Consider the following 17,529-nt stretch of genomic DNA (forward strand, 5'->3'; position numbering starts at 1 on the left):
ATGGGGACACCAATTACCAAAGCCGTCATTCCTGCTGCAGGACTGGGCACTCGTTTTCTTCCGGCCACCAAGGCCATGCCGAAGGAGATGCTGCCGGTCGTCGACAAACCGGCGATCCAGTACGTGGTGGAGGAGGCCGTGGCCGCGGGCCTGACCGACGTGCTGATGGTCACCGGGCGCAACAAGAACGCGCTGGAAAACCACTTCGACCGCATGACCGAACTCGAGGCGATCCTGAAGAAAAAGGGCGACCACAGCCGACTGGAGAAGGTCAACCACGCCACCGACCTGGCCGACATCCACTACGTCCGCCAGGGTGACCCGCTGGGCCTCGGCCACGCGGTGCTGCGAGCCAAGATGCATGTTGGCAACGAACCGTTCGCGGTGCTGCTCGGTGACGACATCATCGACGCGCGCGACCCGCTGTTGTCGAAGATGCTCGCCGAGCAGAGCACGCGCAATACCAGCATCATTGCCCTGATGGAGGTGGAGCCCTCACAGATCCACCTCTACGGGGCGGCCGCGGTCGAGGCCACCGACGATCCCGACGTGGTGCGGGTCACCGGGCTGGTCGAGAAGCCCAGCACCGAGGATGCCCCGTCGAACCTGGCCATCATCGGCCGCTACGTGCTACGCCCCGAGGTCTTCGAGGTGCTCGAGCGCACCCAGCCGGGCAAGGGTAACGAGATCCAGCTCACCGACGCGCTGCAGGAGATGGCGCTGAACCCGGTCACCAGCGGCGGCGTGTACGGGGTCATTTTCCGTGGCCGCCGCTACGACACCGGCGACCGCCTCGACTACATCAAGGCCATTGTGCAGCTTGCCGTCGACCGCGAGGACCTCGGACCGGACCTGCGGCCCTGGCTGCACGAGTTCGTCGCCACTCTCGACTAAAACACGCGCGGTAGATTAAGGGAACACCATTTCGGCATTGAGTAGACGGGCACACTGTGGCGATCGCAATACCGACGCTTCATGAGGGTCCCGTCACACTGCGACCGATCCGATTGCGCGACGACCGCAACCTCGACCGTTCCCTGATGGAGAACCGGGGCTGGCTGCGCACCTGGGAGGCCACCAGCCCCTATGCGCCGATGTCCTTCGACACCCGCGCCAGCATCCGCAGCCTGCTTGCGCACTCTCGTGCCGGCAGCGGGCTGCCGTTCCTGGTCGAATACCAAGGCGAGCTGGCCGGCCAGCTCAACGTGTCGTCGATCACCTGGGGCTCCCTGTCGTCGGCCACCATCGGCTACTGGGTTGGCGAGGAATTCGCAGGGAAGGCGATCACGCCCACAGCCGTAGCCCTGGCCACCGACTACTGCTTCGGCCAGCTCGGGCTGCACCGCATGGAGATCTGCATCCGACCCGAGAACGTGCCCTCGCTGCGGGTCGTGGAGAAACTCGGCTTCCGCTACGAGGGTCTGCGTCGCCGGTACATTCACATTAACGGCGACTGGCGCGACCATTTTTGCTTCGGGCTGGTGGCCGAAGAGGTGCGCCAGGGCGTGCTGCACCGCTGGCAGTTCGGCCAGGCGCCGGCCGACGCCGCCCGGGTGACGGACGTCGATCGGGCCGCGGCCGCGCATCCGTTGACGGTGAGTGACCGATGAGTGCAAGAATTGCCCGTGACACACCCTCGATAATCATCACCGCATGGCTACGGCCCTCTTACCTTAGAGATTATGAGTAGCGAGATCCTGGGCGGGGGAGTGATGATTGCGGTCGCGGCTGCCCTGTGGGTGACCTACCTCATGCCGACCTGGGCGCGCCGACGCCAGTACCTCACCACCGAGCGCAACGCTGTTCGCTTGCAGCAGACCATGCGCATTCTGGCGGAGACGTCCGAGGTGCCCCAGCAGGTGCGGCTCGAAGCGAATGCCCGAACCGTCCTGACCCAACGCAAGCTGCTGGCCCAGGCCGAAGACGATGCCCGAGCCGAGGCGAAGGCGGTGACGGATGCCGCCGCGTCCGCTCGGCGCTCCGCCGCGGCCCTGGCCGCCACAAACCGCGCCGCTGCCGCCCGAGAGGTCGCTGCCCAGGCTTCCGCAGTGCGTGCCGGCGCAGTGGGCGCCGGGGTCGTGGCCAGATTGCCGGGTCGCGCTCGCGCTCTGCGTCTGCGCCGGGTGCGAGCGCTGACCTCCCTGATCCTGCTCGGGGGCATCCTCTTCTTCGTCTCCGGGGTTCTCGCGGTGGCAGCGGGCGGAGCCTGGACCGCAGTCCTCGCCGGCCTGGCTACGGTCGCGCTCGCTGTCGGGGCGCTGTCGCGCCTCGCCCGCACATCTCGCCGCGCCCACCAGCACGCTGCCGCCGCGAATGGCTCAGAGGTCAGCTACCCCTCCGCCCGTGTCGGGCAGGCCTTCGAGTCCGTGCACCTCGAGGAGACGCCGGTCGTCGCTCCGAGCTGGACGCCGTTGCCGCTGCCTCGGCCGATGCACCTGTCGCGCGGATCCGTCGCCCAGGCGGCGATGGCATCCGTGGATGCCGCCGCCGAGCTGCGGAAGGTAGCCGCAGAGGCGGAACTCGCCCGCCGGGCCGCGGCCCTCGAGGTGGCCGTCACCCCGCTCACGCGTGCGGCGCCCGGTCGCGAGAATGCTCCGGCCGTGCCCGCAGCGAGCCGGTTCGCGTCGATGGGGGTCGTCGGAGACACCGCTCCCGGCATGAGCGACCTCGACGACGTGCTACGCCGTCGCCGCGCCGTCGGCTGACCGAACCCGGGCCCATTCGGGCTCTAGCGGGCGGTTCGGCGAAACTCGGTCGCCGCGCGTGATATTCTGCATAAGCGGTTAGGGGCTATGGCGCAGTTGGTAGCGCGTCTCGTTCGCAATGAGAAGGTCAGGAGTTCGAATCTCCTTAGCTCCACCGAGATAGTGACAATCGTCAGTCGCAGGCCCCTGGGAAACCGGGGGCCTTCTTCTTTCTGTCTTCGTCTTCAGGCCGACGAGCCATTCCGTCGCCGAACTCGGAGATTTCGGTTCATGCGGCGTGGTGCGCCGTGGTGAACAGCGTGTCGCAAAAATCTCCGAAATGGGAGTTTCTGATCCAAGCCGAGTTCACGTGCCGACCTGCGCCGGCCTCAGCCGCCGAGCGCCGATCGGCCGACGAACGTCTCCATGGTGAGCACGGTCGTGCCCTCCACGTCGGTTGTGGACAGCGCCACGCGCACAGCACCGAGCTCGGCCAGGGAGGAAACGTGGGTGCCGCCGCAGGGGATGCGCACGTCGTGTGCCGGCAGCTCACAGACCCAGTACCGGCGGTCGGTCAGCAGTGGGCCGTCCCGGTCGATGCGCACGCTCGCGTCCGTAGCCACCCACCCGGCGAGAGAGGTGTTCAGCATCGATTCGATCTCGGCCAGTTGGTCGGCCAGTTCCTCCGTGACGAAGCCCTTGCGGCGCAGGGATTTGCCGAGCCGGTAGGTGTCCACGGATTCGTTCTCGCCGATGAGGGACACGTCGATCGCGGTGCCGTCGAAGTCGGGGCTGCCGAGAGCGTCGGTGCGCACGTCCTTCTTCCACCGGTTTGCGAGAGCCAGGTTGAGGGCGAGGGAGGCGAGGTGGCACGCGGTGTGGCCCGCGGACATCCGTCGCCGGTAGCCGGTGTCAACGACGGCGTCGACCGGCTGCCCCTCGATCAGGGCGGCATGGGGCTGCACGATGTGGGCCACGACGAACGCCCAGCCGGGCGTTCCCTTCGGCACCGGGATGTCCCGGCCGAGATGCAGCGCCGACCCGTCCGTTGCTCCGACGACGCAGTCCAGCACCGGCAGCTCGATTCCCTGGGCGCGCAGCACGGCCCGGTCGGGACCCTGGTCGGGCCAACCCGCGTCAACCGGGTGCACGGGGGTGGTGTCGAGGAGCACGGCGAGCAGTCCGGTCGGGAGCGGCTCGACGTGCAGCACCGTCGCGGTGCTCTCGGTCTGCCCGGCCGGGTAGCTCACTTGGGTGTCCATGGTGGGAAGGGTCATCGGCAGGTCCTTTCGGAACATAAAAGGGTGTTGCCGCGGCTAGCGCGGCAACACCCTGAGTTTAATCGTGGAGCAGGCGCTAGGCCTTGCGCGCCTTCTCGGTCGTCTCGTTCGCCTTGGCATGCTTGTCGGCACGCTTCTCCTTCAAGGACTTGCCGGCAACCTTTTTGGATGCGTCCTTCTTGGGTGATTTGTCAGCCATGTGTACTCCTTCGAACCGAGCCCCAGCGGCACCGTGACTTCGACCCTACGCGGGTTGCCGCGAAACGGCACCTTCCCGCTCGCACCGGCACCCGGGCCTGTGCAACTTGCGCGCCCGGCCGTAGGCTGAGACCGACGCGCCCCGCCAGAGAGGCAGACGTCTCCACCCGGAGAAAGGGATCCAAATATGAGCGACACGACCACCTACGAGGCCATTTTCTACGGACCCAACGTGATCGCCGCCGGCACGCCCCGGAAACTCGAGTACGTGAACGGCGAGTACCAGCAGGAGGTCGTGCTCGAGGAGACGGAAGACGGCTCAACCGTGCGCCGCAGTTTCCGGATCGGCCACGAAACCGAGGAACCGATCCCTTACCGCTTCGTTGAGGAGGATACCGAAGACCCGCAGGGCGAAGCGGATATTCCCAACTAGCCGGAACCGCTTGATTCGTCCACCGGGTCAGATCCGGGTGCCGGGGCCGCGGCCGAGCCGAACGGGCAAAGCCATCAGCGGCCCCACGAAGCGGCGCTGCAGCCTGCGCGCCGGACCCCAGACGAACTGCACCACGTACTGGGCGAGGATGGCGCCCGCCGCCAGCGCGGCGGCCACGGCACCTGCGGTCAGCATGCTGAGCAGGCCGTCGATGTTGCCGTCGGACAGCTGCAGCAGGCCGCGGAACAGGATCAGCCCCGGAACGAGGGGGACGAGCGCGGAAACGACGATCACCAGCGGGGGAGTGCGCACGACCCGGGCCGCGATCGCGGCCAGCAGACCGACACCCATTGCGCTGAGAGCCGACGACCAGACCAGGCCGAAGCCGGCGCTCGCCCCACCCAGATAGAGCAGCTCGGCGACGGCGCCGAGCAGGCAGACCACCCAGAACGCCCGCCACGGCACCTGCACGGCGAGGCCGAAACCGGCGACGATGACCATGGCGGCGGCGAGCATCACGGGCAAGTCGGCCAGAGTCGGCGTGAGGTTGGCATCGACGCGCAATTGGAACCCGAAGCGGGCCACCAGCAGTGACGCCCCGGCCACGCCGGTGACCAGGCCGCCCGTGATCAACAGGGCCTCCATCATCCGTGCCGTGCCGGTCAGGTAGAAGCCCGACAGTGTGTCGTGGACCGCGCCGAAGGTGGTGACGCCGGCCAGGAGCATGATGATGGTCGCGATGACGACCAGGGACGGATTCGCCGAGGTGTCGATGAGTGCGACGATCGCGGCGACAATCGGCCCGATCGCCCCGCCCACCACGTTTTGGTAGAAGACGGGAACCTGCCGGCGGTCGAGCGAGGTCGTGATCAGGTCGATGAAGAAGGTGGCGACGAAGGCGGCGACGCAGACGACCAGGCCGCCGCCGATGAGCACGGCGGCCCCGGCTCCGACGAGGCTCCAGCCCAGCCGGCGGTACAGGGCCGGTACCTGCGGCTTGGCGCTGACAATGGTGGCCAGACGTTTGCGGGCATCGGCGACATCCGGCGGCGAGTCGAGGATCTCGGCGATCAGCTCGGAGGTGGCCGCGAGCTTGCTGTAGTTGAGCGAACGGTACTTGACGTTGCGGCTCCGGGTGATGGACTCGTGCGTGGCCGGGTCCTCGTGGGTGAGCGCGATGATCGTGTGCGTGACGTTGGCCTCGGTTCCCCTCAGCCCGTAGGCGCGGGTGATGGCTTCCATGGCGGCCGTGGCGTCTTCGGCTCCGGCGCCAGCCGCGAAGATGACCTCCGCGAGCCGCATGGTGAGGTCGAGGACCGAGCGGGTGTAGGCGGCGCTGTCGAAGACGTTGATCGCGCGGGTGACATCAGACATCGAGCGGACCCAGCCAGGCGGCAGCCACGGTGGCGTGCGCCGATTCGGCGTCGGACGGGTGGAAGAGCCCGGCAAGAACGTCGCGGTACAGTCGCCCGAGCTCGTTCCCGGCAAAGTACGACGAGCCGCCGCTGACCCGTAGCGCCTGGTCGACGACCAGGCGCGCGGTCTCGGTGGCGCGATACTTCAGTCCCGACAGGAGCGGGAACCACCGCGGGCCGTGGTCGGCCTGAGTGGCGAGATCGTGGGCGAGGGCGTCGAGCTGGGGGTACAGGCCATCCATCATCATCGCGGCCTCCGCGACGCGCCAACGGATGTCCGGGTCCTGCGCCAGGGTTCGGCCGTCGTGCTTGAGCGACGTGCGCCGCTTCGCCGCCAGCACGGCCAGCTCGACCGCGCGCCGGCCGATGCCGGTGTACACGGCCGCCAGCAGGATCTCGAAATTGGCGAAGATCGCAAAGATCAGCGGGTCAGGGTTCGGCCCGGGATCCAGCCGCCGGAAGACCTGCTCCGGGCGGGCGGATGCGCCGGTGAGCACCGTGCTGCGGCTCTGGCTGGCTCGCATGCCCAGGGTGTCCCAGTCATTCTTCTGACTGACGCCCGGGTCGCCCCGATCGATGAACGCCCAGACGATTTTCGGGCCGTCAACGGAGTCCCGGTCGATCCCCATGGTGCCGAGCCGGGTCCAGGCCGGGGAGAGCGTGGTGAAAATCTTGGTGCCGGTGAATCGGTAGCCGCCGTCTGGCTGTGGGGTGGCCGTCGTGATCGAATCGGAGAGCACGAGGTCGTTGCCCGGCTCGCTCACGCCGAAGCCGAAGATCTCGCCCGCGGCGGCGCCGTGCAGCACGTAAGCGAGGCTGTCGTCGCCGCGCTGATGCAGGGTGAGAGCCACGCCCGTCCAGACGAGGTGCATGTTGACGGAGAGGGCCGTGGCCGGGGCGTGGGCGGCGAGCCGGATCTGGTCGTCGGCGACCTGCTGCACGCTGCGCCCGAGGCCACCATGGGAGACAGGCACGAGCGAGCGGAGGTAACCGCAGGCGATCAGGTCGGCCAGATCGTCGGCGGGGAACGTATTGTCCCGGTCATGCTTCGCGGCACGAGAACGGATGCGTTCGAGCAGCTCGTCACCGAGCGGGGAGAGTTCGGTAGACGTGTACACCAAATAAGTTTACGCAGGCGTGCGCCGCTTGCGTGCTAACCGGATCACCAGGTAGACGATTGCTGCGACCAGGCCGAGAGCGAGCAGCCAGGGCAGCGCGAAGCCGATGGCCACGATCGCGGTACCGAGGGCTGTCAGGAGGGCGTTCCAGCCGGCCGCGATGGCATCCCAGAAGTCGTCCGGGGTGCCGGGATCCACTGTGCCGGTCGAGTACAGGTCGAGCGTGATGGTCGAGAAATCAACCTGGTCGGACAGGTAGTCCCGCTGCGCCTGCAACCCCTCGAGCTCGCTCTGCCGCTCGGCCAGCGCGTTCTCGACGGCGATCAGGTCGGTCGTGTTCGTGGCGCTCGTCATCAGGGCGAGTAACCGGTCGACCGAGGTCTGCAGCGAGGTGATCCGGGCATCGAGGTCCTGGGTCTGCTGGGTGATGTCCGAGGCATTGAGTGACACGAAGTTGACGGTGCCGAGCTGCTTCAGCTCCGCCAGCGTGCGGTCGAGCTCATCCGAGGGGATGCGCAGGGTGAGGTTCGCGCTCGCCGGCTGGTTGCCGGTGGCGGGGTTCTCGGTGCGGCTGTCGATCCGACCACCGGCCTGCTCGGTGATGGTGACGGCATCCTGCACGGATGCAATCGGGTCCTTCACGGTGATCGACACCATCCCGGTGGTGATCACGTCGCGCTGGCTGGAGGCGATCTCGCCCGTGCTGCCGTCCGGGAAGGTGCGCGAGTCGAGAGACTCGCCGGGTTCGGCGCCGGGTGTGACGGTCCCCGGATTGACGACGCCCGGTTCGGCGAGGCCCGGGGACGTGGCGGGGCCGCCGGAGTCGGTGGAAGCGCCGGGCACGGAGCATCCGGCCAGCAGCAGTGCACTCAGGAGTACCGCGGCGATCGCGGGCAAACGCTTCATGGCCCCACTGTACGACCGCTGTCGCCGGCTCTGGATCACAATCGAGTCTCGGCATGCGGCGCGCGCTTCGCGTGCATGCGCCGCCTACACCGGTCGCTGAATGGATCGGGGACGCCGTTCACGGCGATACTGGAACCATGACCTGGTGGGCGACCCTCTGCGAACGGCTCGGCTGGACACGCCCGCCGCTGCTGCACATCGCAATCGATGAGGGAACCGGTCCGGTCGTGATTCTCGTGCACGGCATCGCCTCCTCCTCGGAAACGTTCCGGGAACTGGTGCCACTGCTTGTGCCCAGGCACCGGGTCATCGCCGTCGACATCCTGGGTTTCGGCGAATCACCGATCCCCGAAGGGTGCGAGTATCGGCTCGAGGACCACGTCGAGGCCCTGGCCACCACGATCCGGTCGCTGAAGCTCCGCGAGCCGTTCATCCTGGTGGGCCACTCCCTCGGCAGCCTGATCGCGGCCCGGCTGGCGGCGATGCCCCGCACCCGCGCGTCCCGTCGAACCCAGGTGTCCCGGGTGGTGCTCGTGGGGCCACCGGTCTATCTGTCGCCGACCGACATCGGTGAACGCTGGGTGCGGGCCCGGGTGAACGCCTACCTGCGCGCCTACGATTTCCTGCGGCTGAACAAGGAGTTCACTCTCGCGAACGCGGCCATCATCGCACGGCTGCTGCCGAAGGGCATCTTCGAGCTGACGGAGCGCAACTGGACCCCGTTCGTGAAATCGCTGGAGCACTGCATCGAATCGCAGACCGTGGTCAGCGACATCGCGGCCGTGCGAGTGCCGGTCGACGTGGTCTACGGTGTGCTAGACGCCTTCATCGCGGCCGGCTCCATGACGGTGATCGAACGGATGCTCCACGTCACCATGCACCGCGTCGAAGCGAACGACCATCTCATCCGGCCGCGGCTCGCCCGGGCACTGGCCCGGGTCATCGACGCGGACGACAGGGTCGGGGCCGGGGCCTTGTCCGCGGCTGCTGCCTCGTCGGTCACTGCTTCCACTTTGACTTCCGTGGCTAGGCTGGAGACATGGACACACGAACCCTCGGAAAAACCGGCCGAATCGTCTCCGTGATCGGGTTGGGCACCTGGCAGCTGGGAGCGGACTGGGGTGACGTGTCGGAGGCCGACGCGACCGCGGTGCTCGCGGCATCCGTCGACGCCGGCGTCACCTTCTTCGACACCGCCGACGTCTACGGTGACGGCCGCAGCGAGCAGATCATCGGTCGATTCCTGGCCGGCAGCGCCGCCGCAGCCGGCATCACCGTGGCCACCAAGATGGGCCGACGGGTCGACCAGCTGGCCGAGAACTATACGCTCGCCAACTTCCGGGCCTGGACCGACCGGTCCCGCACGAACCTCGGCATGGACACCCTGCACCTCGTGCAGCTGCACTGCCCGCCGAGCGACGTGATCGAATCCGACGAGGTCTACGACGCGCTCGACACACTCGTCGCCGAGGGAGCCATCGCAGGCTACGGGGTGAGCGTCGAGACCTGCGACCAGGCTCTCGCAGCCATCGAACGGCCCGGCCTGGCCAGCGTGCAGATCATCCTGAATGCGTTCAGGCTGAAGCCGCTCGAGGCCGTCGTGCCGGCCGCGCGCGCCGCCGGTGTGGGCATCATCGCCCGCGTTCCGTTGGCGAGCGGCCTGCTGACCGGAAAGTACACCCGGGAGACAACCTTCGCGGCGAACGACCACCGCAACTACAACCGCGACGGCAGCGCCTTCGACGTCGGCGAGACCTTCTCCGGTGTGGACTATGAGACCGGCCTGGCAGCCGCCGCGGAGTTCGCGGCGCTCGTGGGCTCCCTGACCGAGGAGCTCACGCCCGCGCAGGCCGCGCTGGCCTGGGTGGCCCAGATTGACGGCATCAGCTCGGTCATCCCCGGGGCCCGATCGGTGCAGCAGGCTCGCGGCAACGCCGCTGCCGGTTCGGTCGCCCCGCTCAGCCTCGGGCTCAACGAGGGCGTGCAGGATATCTACGACCGGATGCTGCGCGAGCAGATCCACCGCCGCTGGTAGCACCTGTCCGGTCGGGAGTGCCCGTTCCGCGGGTCGCTCTCGACCGGAACGGGGACTCTCGCGTGGACCTGTGGGGGCGGCATTGTCGCAAGGCACTGCGGCTCCGGCGAACCAATTCGACGGAGATTTTTGGGTTGAAGCCGGTTTCCGGCTTGTTTGGGCGGGATTCGGTCGAAATCTCCGTCGAATTCGTCAGGCGTGCGGAGAGGGGCGCGGGAGAGTGGCGCGGGGCCCTCAGCGCGACCCGCGGGCACCGATCCGGGTCGAGCCGAGATTCAGTCCAGGTCGTCGGGATCTCTGCCGGTGCGCTGGCCGGCGTCGATGGCGGCGATGGCGGCATGGTCGCCGGCGTTGAGTGTGAAGTCGAAGACGTCGAAGTTTTCCCGGATGCGCACCGGTGTCACCGACTTCGGAATCACCACATTGCCCAGCTCGAGGTGCCAGCGGATGACCACCTGTGCGGCCGTCTTGCCGTGCCGGGCGCCGATGGCGTCGAGGGTCTCGTTGCCGATCGCGCGGCCGCGGGCCAACGGCGACCAGGCCTCGGTGAGGATGCCGTGGGCCGCGTCGTACTCGCGCACGGTGGACTGCTGCAGCCACGGGTGCAGCTCCACCTGGTTGAGGACCGGAACGACATCCGTTTCGGCCAGCAGACGGTCCAGGTGGTGCGGCTGGAAATTGGACACCCCGATCGACCGGGCGCGACCTGAGGCGCGCAGCGTCTCGAGGGCGCGCCAGGTATCGACGAAGAGGTCCTGGCGGGGTGCGGGCCAGTGGATCAGAAAGAGGTCGACGTAGTCGAGGCCGAGTTTGCCGAGGCTCACGTCGAAGGCGCGCAGGGTCTTGTCGTAGCCGTGCTGGTCGTTCCAGACCTTCGTGGTGACGAACACGTCCTCACGGGGCAGGCCGGAGCGGGCGATACCCTGGCCGACGCCGGTCTCGTTGTCGTAGAGCGCCGCGGTGTCGATGTGGCGGTAACCGGCCTCCAGGGCGACCTGCACAGCGTCGGCCGCCGCGGCATCCGCGATCTTGTACACGCCGAGCCCGAGCTGGGGGATACCGTGTCCGTCATGCAGGGGAAGTAACGGTGAGAGCGTCATTCCCCCATCTAACCTCGTCCTACTGCGCCGAGGCGTGAAACGACACGATTGAGGGGTGCGCGGGACGCTCAACCCCGCAATTGTGTCGGTTCACCGCGCGATGAGCGGAGGCGGCTAGGAGACCTGCACCTGGATCGGTGCGGTGTCGGGGAGCGGGCTCGCATCGCGGCCGCGCAGGTCGGGGTGCCAGCGCCGGCCGAGCGCGGGGATGATCGTGCCGAGCCCCGCGAAGCCGGCCGCGACCAGGATGGCCGCCGTGGCGCCGCTCTGGTCGATCATGAAACCGGCGATGGCGGAACCCAGGGCGGCGCCCATCAGCTGGCCGGTGCCCACCCAGCCGTAGGCCTCCGCGGTGTCACTGAACTTGACGCTCGCGGACACGATGCCGAACAGAACGGCAAAGGCCGGCGCGATTCCGATTCCCGCCAGCAGCAGGGTGGCGGCCAGCCACCAGAAGCTGAGCCCGAGGGTGGCGAGCCCGAGGCCGACGGTGACGATGAGCATCCGTGCGGCCAACGCCCAAGGGCCGATCGGGGCGTGGCCGAGGGCGAGCCCGCCGATCAGCGAGCCGAGAGCGAAGATGCCGAGCACCCAGCCCGAGTCCGCGCTGCCGTGCCCGAATGCGGCCACCACACCCGCCTCGACCGAGGCGCAGGCGGCGACCAGCATGAAACCGACGATGGTGCTGAGCATGACCGCCGGGCGTTTGAGAACGACGCCGAGTTTGCGGCGGCTACGTGGGATGCGCACCCGGCCGACCTCGGGCAGCACCAGAAACCAGACGCCGCCGCCGATGAGGAAGAGGGCGGCGAGCAGGATGCCGGCGACCGGGCTGACCTGGATGGCCACGAACGTGGCAATCACCGGGCCCAGCACCCAGATGATCTCCTGGGCCGACGCGTCGAGCGAGAACAGCGGCGTGAGCTGGCGGGAGTTGACGATCTTCGGGTAGATGGTGCGCACGGCCGGCTGAATCGGCGGTGTGGACAACCCGGCTATGAGCCCCACGGCCATCAGAACATAAATGGGCATGCTGACCAGAGCCATTGTCACGATGGAGGTCGCGCAGACGACGAGGGTGGCCGTGATCACCGGACGCATGCCCCAGCGGCCCATCAGTCGGCTGGTGAGCGGCCCGGCGACGGCCTGGCCGATGCTCATGGCGCCCAGCACGAGGCCGGCGGCGCCATAGGAGTCGAAGACCTGCTCGATGTGGATCAGGAACGCGAGCGACAGCATCCCAAAGGGGAACCGAGCTGTCAGTTGTGCGGCGATGACGCGAGCAACGCCCGGAGTCTTCAAAAGGGTCCAATAGCTGCTCACTTACTCAAGTCTACGTCCGCCGAGGTAGCGTGAGCGCGTGCGAATACTGATCACGGCCGACGAATTGGCAGCCATGCTTGAGTCCCGAAGCGACGTTCGGGTGCTGGACGTGCGCTGGAAGCTGGGTGGCCCGCCCGGGCCGGACGAATACCGGGCCGGCCACATCCCCGGCGCCGTGTACGTCGACCTGGAGACCGAGTTGGCCCGGCCCGGCGAACCGGCCGACGGGCGGCATCCGTTGCCCACCCGTGCGACGCTGCAGGCAGCCGCGCGCCGCTGGGGGCTTCGTGACGGCGACACGGCCGTGGTCTACGACGACCTGGGCGGGGTGTCGGCAGCCCGTGCCTGGTGGCTGCTGCGTCACGCCGGGGTGCGCGACGTGCTGCTTCTCGACGGGGCGCTCGCCGCCTGGCGCGCCGCCGGCCTGCCGCTCGCGGTCGGCGAGCTGGCCACGACAGAGCTGAGCGCGGAAACGGTCCGTCCGGGCACGATCACCCTCTCCGACGGGGTGCTGCCTGTGCTCGACACGGATGACGCCGCCGCGCTCGCGCAGACCGGCGCGCTCCTCGACGCCCGCGCTGCGGAGCGCTACCGTGGTGACACGGAGCCGATCGATCCTCGTGCCGGCCACATCCCCGGCGCGATCAGCGCGCCCACGGCCGACAACCTCACCCTCGACGGGCGCTTCCTCCCGGACGCCGAACTGCGCGCCCGGTTCGAGGCGCTCGGAGTCACGGCGGGCGGCACGGTGGGCGTCTACTGCGGCTCCGGCGTCACCGCCGCGCACGAGGCGGCCGCTCTGGCCATCGCCGGGTTCTCACCGGCGCTCTACCCCGGCTCGTGGTCGCAGTGGTCCAACCTGCCGGGCCGCCCGGTCGCGACGGGCGACCCGCGGGCATGAAATCCGCGCGAAACACGCTTCCGGTCATACTGAGACACGGGGAAGCCCGTCCACGCTCAGTAGGGCTGGCCCAAAACGTTATCTGCGCACGGAATCCGCGTGAGCGTGCTGTTATATGCTCGCTTTTGTCGAATTCCGTTAACGGACCTCAAAGACGAACCAGACACATCCGACAACCACGAAAAAGGTTACGCAATGCGCGCTCAATACCTGCTCCCGGCTCTCGCCGCCGTCACGGCACTCCTGCTCACCGGCTGCGTGGACAACTCCACGGACACCACGGGCGGAGCGATGGCCGACTCCTCCGCCAGTGAGATCGCCGTGGACGACGCCGCCGCCGCGATGCTTCCCGCCGAGGTCGCCGACTCCGGCACGCTCGTCATCGGGACCGACCCGACCTACGCTCCCAACGAGTTCAAGAACGAAGCCGGTGAGCCGATCGGCTGGGGCATCGAGATCGCTGAGGCCGTCGCAGCCAAGCTCGGCTTGGAGCCGGAATTCCAGGTCGCGAAATTCGACAACATCATTCCGAGCGTGACCGGCGGCAAGGCCGATATCGGCGTGTCCTCCTTCACCGACAACGTCGAGCGGGAGAAGCAGGTCGACTTCGTCAACTATTTCGTCGCCGGCATCCAGTGGGCCTCGGCCGTCGGCAACGACGTCGATCCGGACAACGCCTGCGGGCTGAAGGTCGCCGTGCAGGCCACCACGTATGAGGACACCGACGAAGTGCCGGCCAAGAGTGACGCCTGCGTCGCGGCCGGCAAGCCGGCGATCGACAAGCTGAAGTACGACACCCAGGACCAGGCCACCAACGCGGTCGTGCTGGGCCAGGCCGACGCGCTCAGCGCCGACTCGCCCGTCACTCTCTACGCGATCGCCCAGACCGAGGGCAAGCTGCAGCCGGCCGGAGAGACCTTCGATGTGGCGCCGTATGGCATCGTGGTCGCCAAGGACTCCGAGCTGACCAAGGCCGTGCAGGCTGCGCTGCAGTCCATGGTCGACGACGGCACCTACGGTGACATCCTCGACGAGTGGGGTGTCGCGGATGGTGCGATCGAGACGATCACGATCAACGCCGCGTCGAACGGATAACGTATGAGCATCACAACTCCACCGAAGGCGGGCGGGGCAACCCGCCCGCCCGGGGAACCGGCCCCATCGGTGCCGATCAAGGCCATCAAGCTGCGGCATCCGTGGAGGATGGTGTTCGCCATTCTGCTCGTGGTGGTCTTCGTCTCCATCGTCGTCGACGCCGCGCTCCGGCCGGCCTACGACTGGCCCGCCGTCGGCAAGTACCTCTTCGACCGCCGCATCTCGCAGGCGGCCGTCGTGACCCTGCAGCTGACCGTGTACTCCATGGTCATCGCGATCGTCCTCGGGGTGATCCTGGCCGTCATGCGGCTCTCGCCCAACCCCGTGGTGAAGAGCCTGGCCTGGTTCTACCTGTGGATCTTCCGTGGCACCCCGGTCTACGTGCAGCTGACGATCTGGGGTCTGATCTCGCTGATCTACTCGAGCATCGACATCGGCATCCCGTTCATGGACCCGTGGGTGTCCTTCTCGACCAACGCGGCACTGAGCACGTTCACCATCGCCATCATCGGGTTGGCCCTGAACGAAGCGGCCTACATGGCTGAAATCGTGCGCGCCGGCCTCCTGGCCGTGGACAGCGGCCAGGAGGAGGCTGCGACGGCGCTCGGAATGAGCTGGTCGCAGACCATGACGCGGGTGATCCTGCCGCAATCGATGCGCGTGATCATCCCGCCGACGGGCAACGAGGTCATTTCGATGCTGAAGACCACGTCGCTCGTCACCGCCGTGCCGTTCAGCTTCGAGCTGTTCACCCGGTCGCGGGATATTTCCGCGGAGACGTTCAACCCGATCCCGCTTTTGATCGTGGCCTCGATCTGGTACCTGTTCTTCACGTCCATCCTGATGGTCGGCCAGTACTTCCTCGAAAAGCGGTTCGCCCGCGGCGTGGGCGACCGGCAGCCGGATCGCAAGGATGCCGTCGGCACCGGAACGGGAACCCTCACCGGGGTCGTCCCCGTCATCGGTTCCGGGCAGCCGTCGGTGATCGCACCGCCGCGCGAGAACGATCCACCAGCCAACCCCGGAGGCGTGAAATGACCGACGTGAACACGCAGGCCGGGGCATCCGTCACGATTCCTCCCATGGTTCTGGCCGAGCAGGTATCGAAGAGCTTCGGCTCGAACGAGGTGCTCAAGAGCATCTCCCTCGAGGTGAAGCGTGGCGAGGTGATGTGCCTGGTCGGGCCCAGTGGGTCGGGTAAGTCCACGTTCCTGCGCTGCATCAACCACCTCGAGGTGCTTTCCGCCGGTCGGCTCAGCGTCGACGGCGAGCTGATCGGCTACCGGGAGACCAACGGCAAGCTCTACGAGATGGCACCCAAGGAAGCGTCCCGTCAGCGACGGGACATCGGCATGGTGTTCCAGCGGTTTAACCTGTTTCCGCACATGACGGCGCTAGAGAACGTGATGGAGGCGCCGATCCGGGTGAAGGGGCTGCCGAAGGCCCAGGTGGAGCGGAGCGCTCTCGATCTGCTGGCCAGGGTGGGTCTGGCCGAACGCGCCGACTACTACCCGGCGCACCTGTCGGGTGGGCAGCAGCAGCGGGTGGCGATCGCCCGCGCACTCGCGATGGAACCCAAGCTCATGCTCTTCGACGAGCCGACCAGTGCGCTTGACCCTGAGCTCGTCGGCGAGGTGCTCGACGTGATGAAGGGTCTGGCCAAATCGGGCATGACCATGATCGTGGTCACCCACGAGATGGGCTTCGCCAAGGAGGTCGCCGACTCGCTCGTCTTCATGGACGGCGGTGTGGTCGTCGAAGCGGGCGACCCGGACGAGATCCTGACGAACCCGCAGCACCGCCGCACGCAGGCGTTCCTGTCGAAGGTGCTCTAGAAATGGTGCTCTAGAAATGCTGCTCTAGGAAAACCGCAGCGACCGTCGCCGTTTGTGCCGAGAGTCCCCGCCGTTGCGGCGACTCTCGGCACAAACGGCGACTCTCGTTCGGGCCGAGCAGTGTGACGCCGAGCCTGCCCTACGCCGGGCGGCTCTGCGGTGCGGTAGCCGCGGTCATCGCGGAATCGTGCTCCACGACGTCGCCGAGTACCTCGTCGATCTGCCTCATGCTCTCGGCCGGGATCTTCACTCCCGCGGCCTCGACGTTCTCGCGCACCTGCTCGGGGCGGGAAGCTCCGACGAGGGCTGCTGAGACGTTGTCGTTCTGCAACACCCAGGCCACGGCCAGTTGCGCCATCGACAGGTTGAGGTCGGCGGCGATCGGCTCAAGCTTCTGCACCCGGGTGAGCACGTCGTCGTTCATGAAGCGGCTGATCATGTCGGCGCCGCCCTTGAGGTCGGTGGCGCGCGAGCCGGTCGGCGGGGCCTGGCCTGCCTTGTACTTGCCGGTGAGCACACCCTGGGCCACGGGGGACCAGACGATCTGGCCGACGCCGAGCTCGCGCGAAGTCGGCACGACCTCGTCTTCGATGACGCGCCACAGCATCGAGTACTGCGGCTGGCTCGAGATCAGGCTGAAGCCCAACTCCTGGGAGAGGGCGTGGCCGGCTCGCAGCTGCGCGGCGGTCCACTCGCTGACGCCGATGTAGAGCGCCTTGCCCTGCCGAACGATGTCGGCGAAGGCCTGCATCGTCTCCTCCAGTGGGGTCTCGGTGTCGAAGCGGTGGGCCTGGTAAAGGTCGACGTAATCGGTCTGCAGTCGGGTCAGAGAACCGTTGATCGACTCCATGATGTGCTTGCGGGACAGCCCGACGTCGTTGTGGCCGCGCGGGCCGGTCGGCCAATAGACCTTGGTGAAGATCTCGAGGCTTTCGCGGCGGTGGCCCTTGAGGGCGTCGCCGAGAACGGACTCCGCCTTCGTGTTGGCGTAGACGTCGGCGGTGTCGAAGCTGGTGATCCCCACGTCGAGCGCGGCATGCACGCACTGCGTGGCGATGTCGTTCTCGACCTGCGAACCGTGGGTGAGCCAGTTGCCGTAGGTGATTTCGGAGATTTTCAGGCCTGATGAACCGAGATAGCGGAATTCCATGCCTACAGCCTAAGCGGAGCGGTCCCACTGTCGCTGGGTGAAAAAGCGAACGCATG

At 67.6% G+C, this 17,529-nt stretch carries 18 protein-coding genes and 1 tRNA gene; 11 read left to right on the forward strand and 8 right to left on the reverse strand.

What is annotated here, in order from left to right; genetic code table 11:
- The 4 genes from galU (at position 1) to E3T34_RS05520 (ending at position 2,859) form a co-directional block, all read left to right on the forward strand.
- Complete coding sequence (galU, locus tag E3T34_RS05505) at positions 1-894, forward strand: UTP--glucose-1-phosphate uridylyltransferase GalU (protein WP_104099575.1); 894 nt, start codon at positions 1-3, stop codon at positions 892-894.
- A 56-nt stretch (positions 895-950) separates the two neighbouring features.
- Positions 951-1,610: a GNAT family N-acetyltransferase gene (locus tag E3T34_RS05510; RefSeq protein WP_104099574.1), complete on the forward strand. Its 660-nt coding sequence runs from the start codon at positions 951-953 to the stop codon at positions 1,608-1,610.
- A gap of 72 nt (positions 1,611-1,682) precedes the next feature.
- Positions 1,683-2,705 carry a hypothetical protein gene (locus E3T34_RS05515; protein WP_104099573.1) on the forward strand — a complete coding sequence of 341 codons (1,023 nt, stop codon included), beginning with the start codon at positions 1,683-1,685 and terminating at the stop codon, positions 2,703-2,705.
- An 81-nt stretch (positions 2,706-2,786) separates the two neighbouring features.
- Positions 2,787-2,859 (forward strand) — tRNA-Ala (locus E3T34_RS05520).
- 214 nt (positions 2,860-3,073) lie between these two features.
- On the opposite strand, the gene E3T34_RS05525 is transcribed toward E3T34_RS05520, so the two are convergent.
- Positions 3,074-3,961: a metal-dependent hydrolase gene (locus tag E3T34_RS05525; RefSeq protein ID WP_134342418.1), complete on the reverse strand. Its 888-nt coding sequence runs from the start codon at positions 3,959-3,961 to the stop codon at positions 3,074-3,076.
- Between the two features lie 79 nt (positions 3,962-4,040).
- Positions 4,041-4,163 carry a hypothetical protein gene (locus E3T34_RS16695; RefSeq protein WP_255408599.1) on the reverse strand — a complete coding sequence of 41 codons (123 nt, stop codon included), beginning with the start codon at positions 4,161-4,163 and terminating at the stop codon, positions 4,041-4,043.
- A gap of 186 nt (positions 4,164-4,349) precedes the next feature.
- On the opposite strand from E3T34_RS16695, the gene E3T34_RS05530 reads away from it, so the two are divergent.
- Entirely contained in the window at positions 4,350-4,595 is a 246-nt protein-coding gene (locus E3T34_RS05530; RefSeq protein WP_104099571.1) for a hypothetical protein, read from the forward strand.
- Between the two features lie 27 nt (positions 4,596-4,622).
- On the opposite strand, the gene E3T34_RS05535 is transcribed toward E3T34_RS05530, so the two are convergent.
- Genes E3T34_RS05535 through E3T34_RS05545 form a run of 3 tightly spaced genes read right to left on the reverse strand, consistent with a single transcriptional unit; the run spans position 4,623 to position 8,034 of the window.
- Positions 4,623-5,969, reverse strand: a complete 1,347-nt coding sequence (locus E3T34_RS05535) for a threonine/serine exporter ThrE family protein (protein ID WP_134342419.1) — start codon at positions 5,967-5,969, stop codon at positions 4,623-4,625.
- Positions 5,962-7,128 (reverse strand): acyl-CoA dehydrogenase family protein, encoded by a 1,167-nt coding sequence (locus E3T34_RS05540; RefSeq protein WP_241977347.1) that lies wholly within the window; start codon positions 7,126-7,128, stop codon positions 5,962-5,964. Before E3T34_RS05540 ends, E3T34_RS05535 begins: the two co-directional genes overlap by 8 nt.
- Before the next feature lie 9 nt (positions 7,129-7,137).
- Positions 7,138-8,034, reverse strand: a complete 897-nt coding sequence (locus E3T34_RS05545) for a DUF4349 domain-containing protein (protein ID WP_104099568.1) — start codon at positions 8,032-8,034, stop codon at positions 7,138-7,140.
- A 137-nt stretch (positions 8,035-8,171) separates the two neighbouring features.
- Between E3T34_RS05545 and E3T34_RS05550 the strand changes: the two genes are divergently transcribed.
- Both E3T34_RS05550 and E3T34_RS05555 read left to right on the forward strand, forming a co-directional pair.
- Complete coding sequence (locus E3T34_RS05550) at positions 8,172-9,119, forward strand: alpha/beta fold hydrolase (RefSeq protein WP_134342421.1); 948 nt, start codon at positions 8,172-8,174, stop codon at positions 9,117-9,119.
- Entirely contained in the window at positions 9,074-10,069 is a 996-nt protein-coding gene (locus tag E3T34_RS05555; RefSeq protein WP_104099566.1) for an aldo/keto reductase, read from the forward strand. The genes E3T34_RS05550 and E3T34_RS05555 overlap by 46 nt, the downstream gene beginning before the upstream one ends.
- Positions 10,070-10,344: 275 nt before the next feature.
- On the opposite strand, the gene E3T34_RS05560 is transcribed toward E3T34_RS05555, so the two are convergent.
- Both E3T34_RS05560 and E3T34_RS05565 read right to left on the reverse strand, forming a co-directional pair.
- Positions 10,345-11,169 (reverse strand): aldo/keto reductase, encoded by an 825-nt coding sequence (locus E3T34_RS05560; protein ID WP_134342422.1) that lies wholly within the window; start codon positions 11,167-11,169, stop codon positions 10,345-10,347.
- 114 nt (positions 11,170-11,283) lie between these two features.
- Complete coding sequence (locus E3T34_RS05565; protein ID WP_134342423.1) at positions 11,284-12,492, reverse strand: MFS transporter; 1,209 nt, start codon at positions 12,490-12,492, stop codon at positions 11,284-11,286.
- Positions 12,493-12,529: 37 nt separating this feature from the next.
- Between E3T34_RS05565 and E3T34_RS05570 the strand changes: the two genes are divergently transcribed.
- The 4 genes from E3T34_RS05570 (at position 12,530) to E3T34_RS05585 (ending at position 16,323) form a co-directional block, all read left to right on the forward strand.
- Complete coding sequence (locus tag E3T34_RS05570) at positions 12,530-13,393, forward strand: sulfurtransferase (RefSeq protein ID WP_134342424.1); 864 nt, start codon at positions 12,530-12,532, stop codon at positions 13,391-13,393.
- A gap of 195 nt (positions 13,394-13,588) precedes the next feature.
- Positions 13,589-14,488 (forward strand): ABC transporter substrate-binding protein, encoded by a 900-nt coding sequence (locus E3T34_RS05575; protein ID WP_134342425.1) that lies wholly within the window; start codon positions 13,589-13,591, stop codon positions 14,486-14,488.
- A gap of 3 nt (positions 14,489-14,491) precedes the next feature.
- The gene (locus E3T34_RS05580) at positions 14,492-15,526 is read left to right on the forward strand and encodes an amino acid ABC transporter permease (protein WP_104099561.1); all 1,035 of its coding nucleotides are present in this window, start codon (positions 14,492-14,494) and stop codon (positions 15,524-15,526) included.
- On the forward strand, positions 15,523-16,323 hold the full coding sequence (locus E3T34_RS05585) for an amino acid ABC transporter ATP-binding protein (protein ID WP_369827922.1): 801 nt from the start codon (positions 15,523-15,525) through the stop codon (positions 16,321-16,323). Before E3T34_RS05580 ends, E3T34_RS05585 begins: the two co-directional genes overlap by 4 nt.
- A 139-nt stretch (positions 16,324-16,462) precedes the next feature.
- On the opposite strand, the gene E3T34_RS05590 is transcribed toward E3T34_RS05585, so the two are convergent.
- Entirely contained in the window at positions 16,463-17,473 is a 1,011-nt protein-coding gene (locus tag E3T34_RS05590; RefSeq protein ID WP_134342426.1) for an aldo/keto reductase family protein, read from the reverse strand.
- Positions 17,474-17,529 lie beyond the last annotated feature (56 nt).

The organism is Cryobacterium sp. TMT1-62 (assembly GCF_004403145.1).
Classification (GTDB): Bacteria; Actinomycetota; Actinomycetes; order Actinomycetales; family Microbacteriaceae; genus Cryobacterium; species Cryobacterium sandaracinum.